Source organism: Clostridium sp. 19966, from assembly GCF_032335695.1.
Taxonomy (GTDB): Bacteria; Bacillota; Clostridia; order Clostridiales; family Clostridiaceae; genus JACTOJ01.
This window is the reverse complement of the sequence record NZ_JACTOJ010000016.1, coordinates 89,506-107,331: the sequence shown is the minus strand read 5'-3', so window position 1 is coordinate 107,331 and position 17,826 is coordinate 89,506. Positions and strand designations below refer to the sequence as shown.

At 32.5% G+C, this 17,826-nt stretch carries 17 protein-coding genes and 1 riboswitch; of the genes, 1 reads left to right on the top strand and 16 read right to left on the bottom strand.

Features of this window, described 5'->3' with window-relative positions:
• Positions 1-103 precede the first annotated feature (103 nt).
• The 3 genes from IAI10_RS16065 to IAI10_RS16055 form a co-directional block, all read right to left on the bottom strand.
• The gene (locus IAI10_RS16065; protein ID WP_315674311.1) at positions 104-820 is read right to left on the bottom strand and encodes a LytTR family DNA-binding domain-containing protein; all 717 of its coding nucleotides are present in this window, start codon (positions 818-820) and stop codon (positions 104-106) included.
• Between the two features lie 4 nt (positions 821-824).
• Positions 825-2,483, bottom strand: a complete 1,659-nt coding sequence (locus tag IAI10_RS16060; protein WP_315674310.1) for a sensor histidine kinase — start codon at positions 2,481-2,483, stop codon at positions 825-827.
• A gap of 101 nt (positions 2,484-2,584) precedes the next feature.
• Complete coding sequence (locus tag IAI10_RS16055; RefSeq protein WP_315674309.1) at positions 2,585-3,163, bottom strand: hypothetical protein; 579 nt, start codon at positions 3,161-3,163, stop codon at positions 2,585-2,587.
• A gap of 214 nt (positions 3,164-3,377) precedes the next feature.
• Here IAI10_RS16055 and IAI10_RS16050 point away from each other — a divergent pair, with 214 nt between their 5' ends.
• Positions 3,378-4,526, top strand: coding sequence for a glycosyltransferase family 1 protein (locus IAI10_RS16050; RefSeq protein WP_315674308.1), 1,149 nt, complete (start codon positions 3,378-3,380; stop codon positions 4,524-4,526).
• On the opposite strand, the gene IAI10_RS16045 is transcribed toward IAI10_RS16050, so the two are convergent.
• The 13 genes from IAI10_RS16045 to IAI10_RS15985 all read right to left on the bottom strand — a co-directional run bounded on the left by IAI10_RS16045 (position 4,516) and on the right by IAI10_RS15985 (position 17,798).
• Positions 4,516-5,373 (bottom strand): MBL fold metallo-hydrolase, encoded by an 858-nt coding sequence (locus tag IAI10_RS16045; protein WP_315674307.1) that lies wholly within the window; start codon positions 5,371-5,373, stop codon positions 4,516-4,518. The two genes, IAI10_RS16050 and IAI10_RS16045, sit on opposite strands and share 11 nt — an antisense overlap.
• A 33-nt stretch (positions 5,374-5,406) precedes the next feature.
• A complete protein-coding gene (locus tag IAI10_RS16040) occupies positions 5,407-6,372 on the bottom strand; it encodes an ABC transporter ATP-binding protein (protein WP_315674306.1) in 966 nt (321 codons plus the stop codon).
• A complete protein-coding gene (locus IAI10_RS16035; RefSeq protein WP_315674305.1) occupies positions 6,362-7,363 on the bottom strand; it encodes an ABC transporter ATP-binding protein in 1,002 nt (333 codons plus the stop codon). The genes IAI10_RS16040 and IAI10_RS16035 overlap by 11 nt, the downstream gene beginning before the upstream one ends.
• Positions 7,364-7,381: 18 nt before the next feature.
• A complete protein-coding gene (locus tag IAI10_RS16030; protein WP_315674304.1) occupies positions 7,382-8,182 on the bottom strand; it encodes an ABC transporter permease in 801 nt (266 codons plus the stop codon).
• 20 nt (positions 8,183-8,202) lie between these two features.
• Positions 8,203-9,144, bottom strand: coding sequence for an ABC transporter permease (locus tag IAI10_RS16025; RefSeq protein WP_315674303.1), 942 nt, complete (start codon positions 9,142-9,144; stop codon positions 8,203-8,205).
• Positions 9,145-9,176: 32 nt separating this feature from the next.
• The gene (locus tag IAI10_RS16020) at positions 9,177-10,724 is read right to left on the bottom strand and encodes an ABC transporter substrate-binding protein (protein WP_315674302.1); all 1,548 of its coding nucleotides are present in this window, start codon (positions 10,722-10,724) and stop codon (positions 9,177-9,179) included.
• Between the two features lie 28 nt (positions 10,725-10,752).
• A complete protein-coding gene (gene nifH, locus IAI10_RS16015) occupies positions 10,753-11,610 on the bottom strand; it encodes a nitrogenase iron protein (RefSeq protein ID WP_315674301.1) in 858 nt (285 codons plus the stop codon).
• Positions 11,611-11,649: 39 nt separating this feature from the next.
• Positions 11,650-12,549 (bottom strand): radical SAM protein, encoded by a 900-nt coding sequence (locus IAI10_RS16010; protein WP_315674300.1) that lies wholly within the window; start codon positions 12,547-12,549, stop codon positions 11,650-11,652.
• Between the two features lie 136 nt (positions 12,550-12,685).
• The gene (locus IAI10_RS16005; protein WP_396334403.1) at positions 12,686-12,829 is read right to left on the bottom strand and encodes a YezD family protein; all 144 of its coding nucleotides are present in this window, start codon (positions 12,827-12,829) and stop codon (positions 12,686-12,688) included.
• A gap of 117 nt (positions 12,830-12,946) precedes the next feature.
• Positions 12,947-13,047: riboswitch (SAM riboswitch) on the bottom strand.
• Between the two features lie 181 nt (positions 13,048-13,228).
• A complete protein-coding gene (locus IAI10_RS16000) occupies positions 13,229-13,585 on the bottom strand; it encodes a NifB/NifX family molybdenum-iron cluster-binding protein (protein WP_315674298.1) in 357 nt (118 codons plus the stop codon).
• A 53-nt stretch (positions 13,586-13,638) separates the two neighbouring features.
• Complete coding sequence (locus IAI10_RS15995) at positions 13,639-14,991, bottom strand: aminotransferase class V-fold PLP-dependent enzyme (protein ID WP_315674297.1); 1,353 nt, start codon at positions 14,989-14,991, stop codon at positions 13,639-13,641.
• Positions 14,992-15,016: 25 nt separating this feature from the next.
• Positions 15,017-16,333 (bottom strand): nitrogenase component 1, encoded by a 1,317-nt coding sequence (locus tag IAI10_RS15990; protein ID WP_315674296.1) that lies wholly within the window; start codon positions 16,331-16,333, stop codon positions 15,017-15,019.
• On the bottom strand, positions 16,317-17,798 hold the full coding sequence (locus IAI10_RS15985; RefSeq protein WP_315674295.1) for a nitrogenase component 1: 1,482 nt from the start codon (positions 17,796-17,798) through the stop codon (positions 16,317-16,319). The genes IAI10_RS15990 and IAI10_RS15985 overlap by 17 nt, the downstream gene beginning before the upstream one ends.
• Positions 17,799-17,826 lie beyond the last annotated feature (28 nt).

Below are 17,826 nucleotides of genomic sequence, written 5' to 3'. Positions count from 1 at the left end.
TATATAATTAAATCTTTCCTTTGTTTGACCTTATTATATAACTCTAAATAAGTGTTAAGTTGGTTTTATGAACGAGATGCATTTATTAGTGCATAAAATGCATTTATATATTCATAATTTGCTTAAAAGCTTTTATGTTTCCTCTACTTACTGGAATTTCCTCAGAGATATCTTTTAAACGTAAATTATAAGTATTGTTAAACCACGGTATTATTTCCTTTATCTTTGTCAAATTCACAATATAGGATCTATGACATCTAAAAAATATGTCTTTTGGAAGGCTATCGTAAAATTCAGATATGGTCATCTTTACAAAATATTCATCATTCTTTGTAAGCACGCAGGTTTCCCTATCTCTTGCCTCGCAATAGCATATATCATCTAAATTAGTAACTATTATCTTATCATTTTTAAATAGGTTTATTCTATTTAAAATTGAAGGAGCTTTCTCATTTTGGGAGTTATAAGCTATCTCAAGTTTTTTCAGCATAGATTTTATTCTAGATTCTTCATAGGGTTTTAATATATAATCAAAAGCTTCTATTTCAAAAGCTTCTACTGCATGCTCCTTGTAAGCTGTTATAAAAACTATATATGGCTTTTCGGAAAACTTGCTTATATTTTTAGCTATAACTACACCATCTACAGATCTTATATTTATATCCAAAAATATAACATCCACTTTATTGTCTTGAACAAATTTTAAAACATCTATGCCGTCTTCAAATTCAGCTGCTATATCTATATTACTGAAATTTTTAATAAAATATTTTAGTTCCTCTCTGGCTAGGAATTCATCCTCTACTATAATGCAGTTCAAAGTATCATCTCCTAATTAAAAATTCCATTCTTGTACCTTTTTCTAATCTTTCTATATTAATTCCTTTACCATAAATAAGCTTTAGCCTTAAATGAACATTATAAAGACCTATCTTATTTTCTGGCATATTTCCATTATACACATTTTTTATAATTTCCTCAGATATACCTACTCCATTATCTTCTACGCTTATCTTTACACCTTCATTTTTATAATTTTTCACACTAAGCTTTATAACGCCCTTCTCCTTCTGAGGCAAAAGCCCATGTATTATTGAATTTTCAACTATAGGTTGTATGATGAGACTTGGTACTTTTATATTTACCTCATCTATATCATAAATTATGTTAATTTTATCACCAAATCTCGCTTTTTCAATTTCTATAAAGTCCTTTACTTGCTTAAGCTCTTTATTTATTTCTATAAGCTCATCATTTATTTCTAAATTATATCTTAGATAATTTGATAAATTTATTATAAGTTCTCTTGCTTTATCTGGATTAATCCTTATAAAAGAAGTTATGGCATTTAAAGCATTGAATAAAAAATGTGGATTTATCTGTCTTTGAAGAGCCCTTATTTCAGCTTTATTTGCTGTTTCCTTGATCTGTTCTACCTTTGAAACTTCCATGAGAGTTGATATTATTTGCGATAGCCCTACTGCAAGCACCTTAATGGAATATGTTATTTTGTTAGTATCCTTATAATAAATCTTTAAAGTTCCACTGACTCCATTTTTATCTTGAAAGGGTATTATTATAGCAGATTTTAAACTTTCATGAGTCTTTTTATTGCTATCATTGTTTATCATTATTTCATTCTTTAGAATTGCAGTTTTAGTATCTTCGTTAACAGCTTTATCCCTTACATTATAAACTTCTTCTTCTAGGCCTACATAAGCAAGCACATACATTTTATCTGTTATAGATACAGCATCTGCATGAATATGTTCCTTTATTATGGTGCATATTTTTCTTAATGATTCATTATTTATATTCCTGAAATAGGGAAGAGTTTCATTGGCGATATCTAGCGCCAATTTAGACTGCTGACCAGCTATCATTTCCTTTTCATCTTCTACAAACTGTATAAGGATTATTATAAAGCCCACACTTACCTCTCCAAGTATCATTGGAAGAGCTATTTTTGAAACAATGCTAAGTCCTAAAGCATAAGGTTTTGTAAATGCCAAAATTAGCAGCATGGTAAGAACTTCGCAAAACATTCCAAGTAAAATACCTGCAATATAAAGCTGCTTACGCTTAACCTTTTTATTCACATATCCAGACAATACTCCTGCCACTATACTTGTTATTAAACAAGGTATTGAGGTGACTCCATTAATGTCTATTAAAAACCTATGAATTCCTGCTACTAATCCCGTTATCATTCCTACTTCAGGGCCAAACAATATACCTGCAGAAACTATAGTTATTATTCTTATATTTACTAGGGAGCCTTCAACTTTTATGCCTGAATAAGTTTCCAGAATTGCAAAGGCAGAAAATATAAAAGATATAATCACTATATCTTTTTTCTCATAATTATCCTTTTGAAATATCTCTCTAAAGCTTTTTATTCTAGTAACTATAAACAAAATCACTAGAAGCATCATGGCTCTTTCCATGAGCATACCAAACATATTAAGATTATACATAGTCATAAATCTTTAGTTCCTTTCACTTTTATCCTTTCATAATATTTTATCTCTTATTTAAGTAAGTTTCAAATTTAGAAATCATAATAATATAAAAAGAACTGCCCTTACACTATTTTGTTTTGTAAAGACAGTTCTTTTATAATTAAATAAATTTCTTTCCATCCATATACTCTTGTTATATTTTTATTTAATGGTTTTCTATTATAATAGGTATCTAAAAGTACTACTTTTGTGCCATTTTCAGATAGCTGAATTGCATTATCATAATTATCTTCTATAAATAGATTGCAATTTAATTCATTAGCTTTATCAACTTTATAGCTGCTGCCTAGTACGAAGAGCCCATCATACTCTATTCCATATCTTCTAAGATATAGGTGTGTTAGCATTTCTAATTCTTTATCCCTAGCTGTCACAAAGTATATATTGTGCATGGTATTAAGAATGTTTAAAATTGGTCTTACATCTCTTCTGAGCTTTTCTTCTGTGTGAATCTTAAACTTGTTTTTTTCATAGAATTCTTCATATTCTATTCTTTCTACCCCCATCACTTCATGCACATAATACCTGGTAACTTGTTCTTCAGTTACATTTTTATTGAAGTAACTATTGGCAAGCTCCAGCCAGTAGTATGGATCCGTAATAGTTCCATCAATGTCTATGCAGATATTTAATTTGCTCATATATTTTCCTCCTAATTTATACTTAAGCTATTAGTAATTTATACATCTAATCCTACTATTCTATTTTTAAGATACATTTATAACATTGTAAAATGACTGTTAATTCTTTTTAATTGTATTAAATAACCTTCTTTTAACCTTATCATAAACTTCAATTAATTTATTTCAAATATATTATTAGTGAAGAGATTAATTGAACTTATGGAGGCATTGTATGAAAGTTGCTGTATTTACAGATACTTTTTTACCTCAGGTTAATGGAGTTACAAATACTCTTAAGCATCTTATAAAGTACTTTGAAAATAAGAAAATAGACTATTTAATTTTTGCTCCAGACAGCTATGTTGAATGTGATGATAAATTTAAAGTTGAAAAATTCCTAAGCATTAAATTTTTTATATATCCGGAATGCAGGCTAGCCTTTCCAAACCTTATAAGATTAAAAAATTCCCTAATAAAATTTAAAGCCGATATAATTTTCAATGTAACTGAATTCAATATGGGAATGCTTGGATTATATTTAGGTAAAAAATTTGATATACCTGTAATATCCAATTACACTACTAATTTTTCTCAATACTTAAAATACTATAATCTCTCTTTTCTCGAAAATAATTTTTGGAATTATCTAAAATGGTTCCACACAAAACATGATCTCACATTATGTCCTTCTAAGGAAACTAGAAACCTTCTGAAAAAACAAGGTATTGAAAATGTAAACATCTTTTCTAGAGGCATTGATACTGAAAACTTTACTCCTAGTCTTAGAAGCGAAAGTTTAAGAAAAAGCCTTCAAATAAATAATAAAATTGTTCTGCTTTATGTTGGAAGAATATCGCCAGAAAAAGATATAAACATACTACATGAAGCTTACCTAAAATTATTAGAAAAATACCCAAGCAAATTAGCGCTTATAATAACCGGCGATGGACCAGAGCTTTTAAAGTATAAAAAATTATTTCCTCCAGATACCATATTTACTGGATATAAAACAGGTCCTTCTCTTTCGGAAACTTATGCTTCCTCAGATATATTTGCTTTTCCTTCGCCTACTGAAACCTTTGGAAATGTTGTATTAGAAGCATTAGCTTCAGGACTTCCAGTAGCAGCTCCTAATGCAGGCGGAATTAAAGATATAATAAAAAATGAATTCAATGGCCTTTTATTTGAAGCGGGAAATTCCAAGGAATTTTCAGATGCAATAGCTAATATTATTAATAATGAATTTATAAGAGATCGTATAATAGCCAATGGAAGAAAAACAGCTCTAGACAGAAGCTGGGAGTCCATATTCGATAGCCTTATATATTCATATGAAAAAACCATATTTAATAAATCACAGAAGATAGAACTTATTTCATAGCTGCATCTCTTGAATAAATATTTTCTTTATTGTAATATATGGTGGCATTACCGCACCTATGTGCATATAATCTTCCATGAATAAGGAACTGATAATCTGCATCTTCCATTTCATCCTGAGCCCCTTCCAATACTGATGCAGCTGCATGCTTCAAATCATGTATAAGCTTTAAGGTAAATGGATTAGGAATATGTGCAGCATAAATATTATAAATATCTTTTGCTTCGCTTTCAAAATGGTTTAATGTGTTAAAAAAATCTTCAACGCTCCCATTTTCTTCATTATCAAACCAATGTATATCTGCAATTCCATCACCAGTGAAAGCATATTTATCTCTTTGGTTAATATAAGATATAGATCCTAAGGTATGGCCTGGAGTACTTACAGCTGTAAGCTCAAGCTCACCTAGGTTTATAATATCTCCATCCTGAATATTCTTATATTCAACAGCTCTATCTTTTACTATATGCTTTTGAATGTAAGAATAAATTAAAGGTTTATTTTTCAAATGCTTCTTTATAAAACTTATTCTTTGATTTGAAGCTAATTTTAAGTTCTCATCTTTTTGGGAAAATATATCTTCTTTATTATTCAAATAAATTTCTGTGAATAATGCATCTGCACCAATATGATCTCCATGACCATGTGTATGCAATACAAGTATGGGAAGGTTAGTGATGGTACTTACTAGCGCTTTTAAGTTGTCTGTTCCTAATCCAGTATCAATCAGGGCTGCTTTTTCCTTACCTATTACTAAATAAATTATTACAGGGAAATTGTTATCAGTTATGTCTTCTCTGATAGAATACAAATTGTCATTTATTTTATTTACTTCATAAGTTAGCATTTTCTCCTCCTTATTTTTTAATGATTAATAATTCTAATATAGGTGGCATCTTACCAAGTGCTCTGAATGCTTTTCCTTATTTATATTTTTAATATCAGCTTTAGTATCTCCGCATTCCTGCTTTGCATAAGAGCATCTAGGATAATACGGGCATCCTTTATTTATATTTATAGAATCCTTTAAGTCACCTTTTATCTCCCATATATCTTTGTCACTATCTACTGCAATATTCGGTATGGAGCTAAGCAATGCCTTCGTATAAGGGTGCTTAGGCGAATTATAGATTTCTGTGGCATCTGCAAGTTCTACTATCTCTCCAAGATACATTACCGCTACTCTATTGCACAAATAATATATCACATTAAGATTATGGGAGATAAAAAGAAAAGCTAAATCTAATTTATCATGTAAGTCCATAATCAGATTTAATATTTGAGATTGTATAGAAACATCTAAGGCTGAAACAGGCTCATCAGCCACAATTAGTTTCGGATTCAGCATAATGGAAGCTCCAATACTTATCCTCTGCCTTTGTCCTCCGCTGAGCTCATGAGGATACCTTCCTCTATAACTGCTGTCAAGTCCTATTAAATTTAATACTTCATTTACTCTTTTTATCCTCTCTTCTTTATTACCTTTTTTGTGAATTTTCAAAGGTTCTTCCATAATCCAGCCTATAGTCTTCTTAGGATTTAAGGAACTTAAAGAATCTTGAAATACTATTTGGACTTTTTCACTTATATGTTTTCTATTTTTAATATTTTCTCCATCAACTAATATTTCACCTTGCACATTAGGTGTTAGATTTACTATAGCTCTCCCCAAGGTGGATTTGCCGCAGCCGCTTTCTCCTACTAATCCAAATATTTCACCCTTTTCTATGTGAAAATCGATATTTTTAAGTACTTTAGTTAACGTATCTTTTTCAAATATATTTGACCTCTTATTGTAATAAATATTACTTAGATTTTTAATTTCTAATATTTTCTCAGATGACATAATCTTCACCGCTTTCTTTGATAGCTAGATTACAGCACACCCTATGGTTAGGACCTAAATTTACAGAAGGCGGCAATTCATAAAAGCATTTTTCTTCTGCTTTTTCACACCTTGATGAAAATCTGCAGCCAAATCTTTTTTCCTGAATAGATGGAACCTTTCCTGAAATATTTACAAGCCTTTTCCCCCTCTTGTCCATGGTAGGTATAGATGCTATAAGCCCTTTTGTATATTGATGTGTTGGATTTAAAAAAATATTTTTAACAGTCCCCTCCTCAACTAAAGAGCCTGCATACATAACTATAACTCTATGGCACAATCGACTAATAACACCCAAATCATGAGATATAAATAATATAGAAGTGTTATATTCTTTATTTATATCTCTCAGTAATTTTAATATCTGAGCTTGTATAGTAACGTCTAAGGCCGTAGTTGGTTCATCAGCTATTATAAGTTTAGGTTTGCAGATGATAGCAATAGCTATCATTACCCTTTGGCGCATTCCTCCTGATAATTGGTGTGGATAACTATTATATACTTCCTTAGCCATAGGCAATCCTACTTTATTTAGAACATCCAACACCCTTTCCTTAATCTCCCTTTCTGTAAATTTATAATGAATTCTTAAGCCTTCTCCAACTTGTTTTCCTATAGTTAACAGCGGATTTAAAGAAGTCATAGGTTCTTGAAATATAATTGAAATATCTTTTCCTTGTATTTTTCTCATTTTATCTTTGCTAATCCCCTTAAGTTCTGTACCGTCAAAAATGATGCTTCCCTGGGTTATAATAGCGTCTTTAGGCAAAAGTCCTGCCAGAGCTAATGCAGTAAGACTTTTTCCACATCCTGATTCACCAACGATTCCTAATATTTCACCATTTCTTATATTTAAAGAAACCTCCTCAACTGCCATATCAATATTTTTTATGCTCTTTATGCCTACGGATAGAGCTTTTACCCTTAACAAAATTTCAGACAAATAGGTCACCTCCTTTGAATTTCTTCATCACTCATATATTTTTCTGAGGCCTTCAGCAATAAAATTAAAGGCTATAACCGTTATTACTATTGTTATTCCAGGGCCTATAGCTCCCCAAGGAGCATTAAATAAATAAGCTTGGCTTTCTGACAGCATTCTTCCCCAGCTTGGATCTGGAGGTTGAACTCCAAAACCTAAAAAGCTCAAACCTGCTTCTGATAAAATTGCATTTGAAAGTCCTATAGTCACAGCAGATAGAAGAGCAGGATAACTATTAGGCAAAATATGTAGGAATATTATTCTAAGAGAGCTTGCACCAAACACTTTTGCGCTTTTGACAAATTCTAATTCCTTTAGCTGCAGAAATTCACCTCTAGTTATTCTACAGTAGCTAGGTATAAAAATTACTGTTAAAGCTAAAATTGTCTGATATTTTCCTTGCCCTAAAACTGTCACGAGAGCTAAAGCCAAAAGTATTCCTGGAAAGGCAGTAAGAGCGTCATTAATTCTCATTATTATTTCATCCATCCATCCGCCGAAATATCCTGATATGGCACCCAAAGTAACTCCTATTAAAGTTCCAAGCAGAACTGTACTTATTGAAATAAAAAATGTAGCTTTCGCTCCAGAAATTATGCGGCTAAATATATCTCTTCCAAAATTATCAGTTCCCATAAGATGACTGAAATTTGGCGCTTGATATTTTTGCACTACATTCATTTTATTAGGGTCATAAGGCGTATAAAAAATTCCTATAGCCATCAATAGTAAAATAGCTCCCAGTAATATAAATCCAGCCACCAGGTTCCAGTTATAATGTTTCTTCATAACAACCTCCAAAATATTATTTATGCCAGCCTTATTCTAGGATCAATGACTTGATATAAAATATCTACTAAAAAATTAATAAAAACTACAATAAATGCAAGATAAATAACTAGAGTTTCAGTTAGAGGGAAGTCTCTGGTGGAAATGGACATTATCAAAAGATTGCCTATACCTGGCAGTGAAAATATCTGTTCAACAATTATGCTTCCTCCTAAAATGCCAGCTATTATCATGCCCATTAGGGTTATTATAGTTATTAAAGAATTTTTAAGAACATGTCCATATAATACATTTCTCTCCTTATTCCCTTTACTGTAAGCAGTTCTCACATAATCTTTTCTATTTTCTTTTATTACTGAAGCTCGCAGGAATTTCACCACTATTGCTATGTTAGGCAGAGCTATAGCTAGGGATGGCATGATCATATATTTTAAAAATCCTACAAAATCTTCACTATAATCAATGTATGCTCCAGGTGAAAATATTTTAAATATTATACCAAATATCCAAATTAGCAGTACCCCCAAAAAAAATGAAGGTATTGCTATATTTATTTGGCATATGACATTTATTATTGTATCTACTAAGCTCCCTTCTTTTTGAGCCGAATATATACCCAGCGGTATGGAAATGACAAAAATCATTATTAATGATAGGATTGCCAATGACAAAGTCACTGGAATCCTCTTAGAAATCAAATCTTTTACTGGTTCAGCAAATCTTATAGACCTGCCAAAATCACCCCTAACAAAATTCTTAATCCAATCTATATATCTTTCAGACAAACTTTTATTTAAACCAAGTTCCTGTCTTAATGCCTGTACTTGTTGCGGAGTAGCTTCTGTTCCTAACATAACTAAAGCTGGGTCTCCAGGTATTACATTAAAAACTCCAAAGGTAAATATAGACACAAGTATCAATGTAATTAAAAGTGTAACCATTCTTTTTAAAATATAACTCAAATATGTGTCACCTTCCTACTTATATAGTTATATTATTTTGTATAGTATAATGCTGCTAAATCTTGAACATAAGTTGGATAAAACTTATATCCTGCTAACCCTTTCTTTACCACCACAACTTTTTCTTGGTCTTGAATAAATATTGAAGCTGCATCTTCATTTAAAATTTTCTGAAGCTCTTTATAATCTGATATTTTTTTAGCATCATCTGTTGAATCAACTGCATCTTTATAGGTTTCATCATATTTTTCATTCTTGTAATTTATAAAATTGCTGCTATCGGTAGATACATATCTCCCTAGCAATGCTCTAGGTGATAAATAAGAAGCATCTAAACTTATAATAGTTCCATCATATTGTCTTCCCTTATAAGTCTTTTCTAGCCATTCTCCCCACTCTACTTTTTTTATTGTAGCCTTAACATTTATAGCTTTTAGCTGTTCTACTATTATTTGTGCTGTATCAACGTGAAATTGATATACTGAGGGTACAGTAATTGTAAATTCAAATCCATTTGCATACCCTGCCTCTTTTAAAAGTTCTTTTGCCTTATCTATGTTAGGATTATAGGTATTTTCCAAACCACTTTGAAAATACTTTTTAAAGCTTGAAAGAAAATTAGTTCCAGCGCGCTTTCCAACTCCACTTGCTACGGTATCTATTACACTTTTAGTATCTATAGCGTAATAGAGCGCTTGCCTTACCCTTATGTCATCGAAGGGTTTTTTTGCGTTATTTAAAGCTAACAATTGTAGTAGATTTGCGCTTCCAGTCAAGGTATCATAGTTTGCGGTAAGCTGGTCTGCCTGATCTTTAGTTATGAATGCAGAATCTATATTTCCAGCCTTTAGTCCTAAAAATGTGGCATTTGCATCTTCAATTTTATAGGTCACTTTATCTAAATGAGGAAGTCCCTTTTGCCAATAATCTTTGTTTTTAACTAATTCAATTTTATCTTGTTTATCATATTCTGTTATCTTAAAGGGTCCAGTTCCAATAGGCTTTGTTGCTTCCTCTGTATAATCTTTGGGTACTATAGCCACAGTTAGATAAGGTAAAAACTCTGTATCAGGCTTAGTAAGATTAACCTCTATGGTAGAGGAATCTTTAATATCCACGGACTTAATATTAGCAAGTTCAGCCTTAAGGGGTTTACCTGTATCCTTTCCTGCAGCTTTATCTAAAGAATATTTTATGTCCTCCGCAGTTACAGTTTTTTCATTATGAAATTTTACCTCATTTCTTAATTTGAAGGTATATTTTAATCCGTCCTTTGATACTTCATGACTGCTTGCTAACGCATCTATTAGATTTCCATTTTCATCAGGTTTTACAAGACCTTCAAATACATTAAATAAAACTGACCTAGTATCTGCCGCTGTTGCTAGAAATGGATCCAAGGAATCCGGTTCACTAGTCGTAAGAGTAATATTTCCACCATCTTTTATACTCTGGTTCTTTGCTCCAGTGCTGGCGTTTACATCTTTATCTGATTTTTTGCTACAGCCTGCAAGCACCCCTGCAAGAGCTACAATTGAAGCCAGAATTAATGCTGTAACTATTCTTTTATTTTTTTTCATTTACACTCACTCCCTATGATATTATCCTTTAAATGGCTTTTCCTGTTTCTAACGCTAAGAGATAGTCCCCCCACTTGGACGCCCATTCCTTAAGTTCACTTACAGATAGTGGTGATGGAACCTTAGAATCCGTATGCTCCGCGATTTTTTTTGCAAGTCCTTTATATATCTTAGCCTGCTCTGAATCTGGAGCAGCTTCAATAGTTGTCTTACCCTGAAGCTCGCTTTGAGTTACTGTTACTGAGCGGGGTATATATTCCATAACTTGAGTGTTAGTCTTTAAAACGAAATCATCAATGATTTCCTTAGAATAAGACTGATTTATAGAATTAGCTATTACTCCACCTAGCAGAGCACCACCTGAATTGGAATATTTTTGAATTCCTTTAAATAAATTATTTGATGCATATACTGACATGAAATCAGCGGAAGAAACTGTAAATACATGATCTGCTATTCCTTCTCGTATTGGAACCGCAAAACCTCCGCAGACTACATCGCCAAGAACATCATATATTACAATATCTAAATCAAGTTCTTCAAATATTCTCTGCTGCTTAAACAGCTGAACGGCCGTTATTATACCTCTTCCAGCGCAACCTACCCCTGGTGCTGGCCCTCCTGCTTCCACACAATATATTCCATTAAAGCCTTGAAAGATAACATCATGGGCATCAACTCTATTCTTTTCACGTAAAGTATCTAAAACCGTAGGAATATAGGTACCATCTCTTAATGTGTTTGTAGAATCAGCCTTTGGATCACATCCAAACTGCATCACCTTATATCCCATGGTGGTAAGTGCAGCACTTATATTCGAAGTAGTAGTTGATTTACCAATACCTCCTTTTCCATAAATAGCTATTTGTTTGATTTTCTTTGACATAATAATCCCCCTTTTAGTAATTCATATAATTTTAATTTGTTAGCCATGTGAAAATGTCTCATAATCATGTAATGCCCCATACAATTTATTCGAAAGATCTACTTGACCTGGTATTCCGCAGGCATCAGCTCTGCAGTGTTTACAATGTCTAAACACTTCAAGATACTTTTCAGCTTCCTGTCTTGCTTTATCTAATTGCAAACAAGTAGGCGGGCTTATATGGCTTAGTTCATGCTGCGGAATTAAAGGAATTATATTATATAAGGTAGCCCCAGCTTCCTGAACACTTTTTGCTATTTCTCCAATATGATTATCATTAATTCCAGGAATTAATACAGTATTGACTTTCACAATAATTCCTAAATCACTTATTTTCTTGATTCCTCTGAGCTGAGCATCAATTAATTTTTTAGCTGCTTCCTCTCCGTAATAAATTTGTCCATCTAATTGAATATAAGATATAATTTTGCTTTGTATAATAGGGTTAACAGCATTCACCGTTACAGTTATAGTTCCAACACCTACTTTATATAGATCATCTGCATATCTTTCTAATAGAAGACCATTAGTGCTTAGACATTGAATTAAATCTGGATAAAACTCATGTACTAATTTAAAAGTTTCTATAGCATGCCCTGTAGCAAGAGTATCACCAGGACCTGCTATTCCAACTACCGTTATTTCAGGACATAATTCAAGTGCCTTTTTTATTGTTTCAACTACATCTTGAGTCTTTAATATTCCATTTGCTACCCCTGGTCTTTCATCGTAACTATTGCTATAATCCCGTTTGCAGAATTTGCATTGAATATTGCATGCCGGACTTACAGGTAAGTGAAGTCTTCCAAATTTCATGTGAGCTTCACCACCCATACATGGATGCAAGTTCGATAGTTTAGAAAATTTATCATGATTTTTTATAGTATTTGATAAAAACATGTATGTCCCCCCCCTCTTTTATAGTAAATATGTGCAAAATAATAAGACATAGTAATTCTCTATCATTACCATGCCTTTAGTTTTTCTAATCAGCATCTTTTATCTTTAAATTTCTACTTAAATATAAAACTGAATTTTACTTTAACCTTATTTTTTCTGTGGTTTCTATCTGTATAACAACTCCGTCTTGAATTACAAGTGTTATAGTACCATATTTTATGTTCTCTAATAAATCTGTAAGCGTGTTAAGATAATTTGAAGAATTGCTGCTCTTACTCACCTTTAATGCGTTTCCATTACTCACTTATTACACCCCCAATATTTATATATAATAAAAAATCCTCTTTAAAAAACGAAAGAGGATTTTAAATGTGCGTAATGCCCTATTTTTATATTCCTCTTATCTTTCAAACTAATTTGCAGGAATTAACACCATACATATTTTATGCTGGTTGTTGGGTTTCATAGGGCCAGTCCCTCCACCTCTCTTGATAAGATATTTATTTCTATATTCATACTATTCAAATAGGAATGATATATTTTTATATAAATTTATAATATGATTTTAAATAACCTAGGTCAACTAATTTTATTATAAATTTTCCTTTAATAGTAATATTATAATGTAAACATACTCAAGTTTGTAATAGTTTAATTTTAGATATCAATTTATTGCTTTTTATGCTAATCTATTAAAATTAGCTACATTATCATAGTATTTTATCAATTTCTCTATAGCTACTTCAATATATTCAGTAACGCTGAAGGAATCTATTCCTTGTTCTTTAAGAGCGGCTTGAGCTCCAGGGCCAATCTTACCTATTAAAATAGCTCTGCAATCATAGATTTTCTCTATTAGAGAAGAAAACTTATTATTATGATATTCAACACACTGGCACAAAACTTTATTGTTTCTTTTCTCTATGAACTCATAATTTTCACCCTCTATTTCATATATCAAAAATTGAAGTGCAGTGGCAAAATGCTCATCAATAAAAACACCGTCGCTGCTTCCTATAGCTAATCTGTAACTCACGAATCCACCTTCTTTCTAAAATAGTCGTTCATACCTATATTCATTGACATTTGCTATAAAGAAGTAGCTGCTATGTCATATTCCTTTATTGACTCTGAATTCTCTTTAAAAACCGTTCTAAAAGCTTGTTCCAAATCTTCAATTAGATCTTTAACATCCTCGAGTCCTAATGAAAGCCTAATGGTTTCCAAAGGTATGCTGGCATTGCTTTTTTCCTTAGGAGTTAACTCACTATGAGTAGTTTTCGGTGGATTAACAATTAAGGATCTAGCGTCCCCTATGTTTGCTTGATAGCTAAACAGATTTAAGGAATTTATAAATTCATCAATTTCTTCCTCTGAGGCTTTTATGCCAAAGGAAAATGTAGACCCTGCACCCTTGGGAAGGTACTTTTCTTTAAGCTCTTTATACTCGCTTTTAGTTGCTGCAGGATATTTAATCCACGCTACTTGTTCTTTAGTTTCCAGGTATTCTACTATTTTTTCTGTATTTTCTACTTGCTTTTTCACTCTTTCAGAGAGAGTTTCAAGCCCTAATAAAACAAAATATGCATCGAAGGGACTTAAAGTGGCTCCTAAATAAGCTAAATAGTTTGATCTTATCCTAGCTATAAAAGGGAAATTAGGAAACACCTCAAGAAAACTTCTCTCCTTGTTATCACTGTTTCTCAGAGTATAATACTTCTCTAAAAATTGAGGATACTTACCTCTATTCCAATTAAATTTTCCGCCATCAACTATAAGCCCTGCAATTACATTTCCATGCCCTGTAATTGCTTTAGTGGCTGAATACACAACTATATCTGCACCAAATTTTATTGGATTTAACAGATATGGAGTAGCTAAGGTATTATCTACTATTAACGGAATTCCATTTTCATGAGCAAGCTTAGCCAAGGCTTCAATATCTGCAATAGTTGCATTCGGATTACTTATACTTTCAACATATATAGCTTTAGTATCGTTTTTTATTGCTTCTTTAAATTCTTCCAAATCTCTTGGGTTTTCTACCTTATCGATTTTTATTCCGAAGGCTGGTAGTATTTTTTTTAATGCGTCCAAGGTACCGCCATATAGATCATTAGTAGTTAATATTCTTCCTCCTCCTTCTGCTACATTCAGTAAAGTGTATGTTATAGCAGCCATACCAGATGCTACAGCTATAGCACCAGTACCTCCATCAAGCTTAGCAATTCTTTCTTCTAAAACTCCTACTGTTGGATTTCCAATTCTTGAATATACATATCCGAATTCTGAAAAGGAAATAAGTCTTTTTGCTCTTTCAGTATTTTCAAATTCAAAAGAAGCTGTGGCATATATAGGTACTGAAACAGCGTTATTATGCTCTTTAGGATTATATCCTCCTCTTACCTTTAATGTATCAAATCCATAATTTAAATCAGACATATTAATACACCTTCCTATTCATATATTATCTATATGTGTCCAGTACGCTGTTATATATGTCTTCTATCACTCTTAGGCCTCCATTATAACCAGCATACCCACAATTTAATACTAATCTATAAGCCACAGGTGGACTTACAATAAGTAAATCGCTACCTATTTCTTTTGCTATATCACGTTCCCATCCGCTGCCTACTATAAGCGCTCGCCTGCTATTGTCCTGCTTTTTTATATCTTCATGTATTTCTCCTCCATCAATAGAGAACTCTACATCTGCTTGTCTATATTCAGATATGTTTTTAAACTGTTCTATGATTTCTCCTTTAAACTGATCAGGAGTATCTTCTGTTATATATTGTTTAGCAGGTATTATTCCAAGCTCATTCAATAAAAACTTAGAAAAACCAACAGCATAAGCAGAATCTAGTAAAGTATAAAATTTTCTTGGAAGCCCATATCTAAATTCCAGCATAAAATCAGCTGTTCTCTCTATAAAAGAGTAATATTTTTCTTCTTCCCTCTTGATAAATGATTCTACTTTTTCTTGTTCTAGCTCTGCGAATTTACCAACCTCCCTTAAAAATCTTGTGGTTTCTATTCCTCCTATAGGAAGATAAGGAAAATGATAATAAGGTGTTCCATATTTATTTTCAAGATGCTTTGCTATGTCAAGACCAACCCAACTATTTATAACTATGTTAAATTCAGCATTAGGAATGGTCTTCCACTCTTCCACTCCAGAGGATTCATTTCCAAAAAGAATATTTACTTTAAGTCCTATCCCCTGAAGTATCCTTTTAATTTCTTCAAGATTACCATTCCAATAAGGGTCCTGATATGGAATGGTTGCAAACACATTAACTAATCCATTACTTACTTCTTTATTAGAAGAAAATTTATCTACATATTGATCTATAATCGCCTTGACTACCAGCTCATGACTAACATAATTGTTGCTTTTAAAGCCTCCAGTCTCTATGCTTACAACAGGATATCCGTCCTTGCTATATCCAGCTACTAAAGTGTTTACATCATCTCCTACAATATCAGATGTACATCCGGTAAGAACTACATAAAGATCTGCATCTATTACTTTAAAAGCACCATCAATAACACTTCTTAATTTTTGCTCTCCACCAAAAACTATTTCAGATTCACTAGCGTTGGTGCAAGGTATTGTGCTCCCTCCTGCATAGCCTTCTCCTTGCCCTATAAGTCCAGTAACCTTTCCGCTGCAGCCAGGTCCAGAGTGTAATATAGGTACTGCTCTTTTAATAGCCACTACTGTCTGCTGAGCTCCCAGAGCACAAGAAAATCTAGGTTGTTCAATAACGTTCAACACTTGTATCACCTCCTAGGAATGTAAAGGGATCCTGCTGGAGCCACCATTTGGTATATGGCATGGTACTATGCTTAGCTAAATTAGTTACGAATTCCCTATTATCTATAGTCTCCAAAATTCTTTCCGCATAATTTATTATGCCTTGATATCCAAAACCAAATTGTTCATCTCCTATTAATAAAGTTGGTACTCCAAGCTTTGCTCCCCAAAGTGTCATTCCTCCATGCCTTGCAATCATAATATCAGGTCTAACTCTATTCAAAATATTTACGAGTTCATAAGCTTGCTTATTGCAAACATTATAATTCTTAATGTCTCCATAGGTTTTTACATCATGTGCTAAAGCATCGGATGTTTCATCTTCATTATCAAAAACAGGATCATGATGAAAAATTGCTGCTCCTTGCACATTAAGTCCCAATTCTCTAAGCAATGCTATAAGCGCATGTCCATGTGCAGCTCCTGCAGTGATATAGGCGGTTTTATTTTTAAGCTTTTCTCTATATTTCTCTATTAACGGAAGTGCTCTTTCATGTTCTTCTTGTATATATTTTTCAATTTCTTCTTTTTTATCTAATACCTTTCCTATTTCTCTTAACCAATTATCTGTGCCAGAAACCCCATAAGCTGGCGGTGATTTTATTTCAGGTACTCCATAAACCTGCTCTAAAGCTGCACCTAAATAAGTTCCAAGAGTACTGCATATTTGTATAGTAGCAGCTGATTCAGAGATGTTTTCTAATTCACTAATAGTTGAAAACGGCACTATATATTTAGCCTCATATCCTAGTCTATTAAGCAAATCATCAAAGATATGGCTTCCCCAAAAATTTATTATATTGATTTTATTATTTTTTTGTTTTGGAGGTTTTACTATTTTTCTCACAATGGAGTGATAGGCTGAATCAAAGCCAGATGTCCATATTTTAGATCTAAAGCCTTCACAGAAACAGGCTACTATAGGAATCCCAAGTTCCTCTGTAAGCTCATCAGTTACACTTTCTATATCATCTCCTATTATGGCTGATGCACAGGATGTAGTCACAAATATTGCATTAGGTCTAATCTTAGCATACACATTCCTAATAGTTTCTTCCAGTTTTTGAGTTGCTCCAAAAATTGTATCTTTTTCTGTAAGATTAGTGCTAAAATACTTACCTATGGTGCTGGGTAAATTCCTTTCCATCTGCCCTACCCTGTATACAAAGTTATATCCAAAAAAGTCTCCAGCACATCCCACAGGAGCATGATTTATAACTGCTGCATCCTTAATCATAGAAAGCTGGCAAAAAGCATTTCCAGAGCTACATCCCATGCATTGGCTAAAACTTCTTGAACTGTCTCTAAGCTGTCTGCATTGACCTAATTTCACCAATTCTTCTGCTGTCCCTTGAAAGCCTGTAATAGACCCTAATCTGTTTTCTCTAATTTCAACAGCAGGAGTTCTTAAATTAATCTTACTCAAATAAAATTCCTCCTTCAAATATTCCATA

Bases quoted from the DNA above. Each gene is read 5' to 3' on its own strand.
- IAI10_RS16060 (WP_315674310.1), bottom strand. From the start codon at position 2,483: ATGACTATGTATAATCTTAATATGTTTGGTATGCTCATGGAAAGAGCC.
- IAI10_RS16055 (WP_315674309.1), bottom strand. From the start codon at position 3,163: ATGAGCAAATTAAATATCTGCATAGACATTGATGGAACTATTACGGAT.
- IAI10_RS16050 (WP_315674308.1), top strand. From the start codon at position 3,378: ATGAAAGTTGCTGTATTTACAGATACTTTTTTACCTCAGGTTAATGGA.
- IAI10_RS16045 (WP_315674307.1), bottom strand. From the start codon at position 5,373: ATGCTAACTTATGAAGTAAATAAAATAAATGACAATTTGTATTCTATC.
- IAI10_RS16040 (WP_315674306.1), bottom strand. From the start codon at position 6,372: ATGTCATCTGAGAAAATATTAGAAATTAAAAATCTAAGTAATATTTAT.
- IAI10_RS16030 (WP_315674304.1), bottom strand. From the start codon at position 8,182: ATGAAGAAACATTATAACTGGAACCTGGTGGCTGGATTTATATTACTG.
- IAI10_RS16020 (WP_315674302.1), bottom strand. From the start codon at position 10,724: ATGAAAAAAAATAAAAGAATAGTTACAGCATTAATTCTGGCTTCAATT.
- nifH (WP_315674301.1), bottom strand. From the start codon at position 11,610: ATGTCAAAGAAAATCAAACAAATAGCTATTTATGGAAAAGGAGGTATT.
- IAI10_RS16010 (WP_315674300.1), bottom strand. From the start codon at position 12,549: ATGTTTTTATCAAATACTATAAAAAATCATGATAAATTTTCTAAACTA.
- IAI10_RS15995 (WP_315674297.1), bottom strand. From the start codon at position 14,991: ATGTCTGATTTAAATTATGGATTTGATACATTAAAGGTAAGAGGAGGA.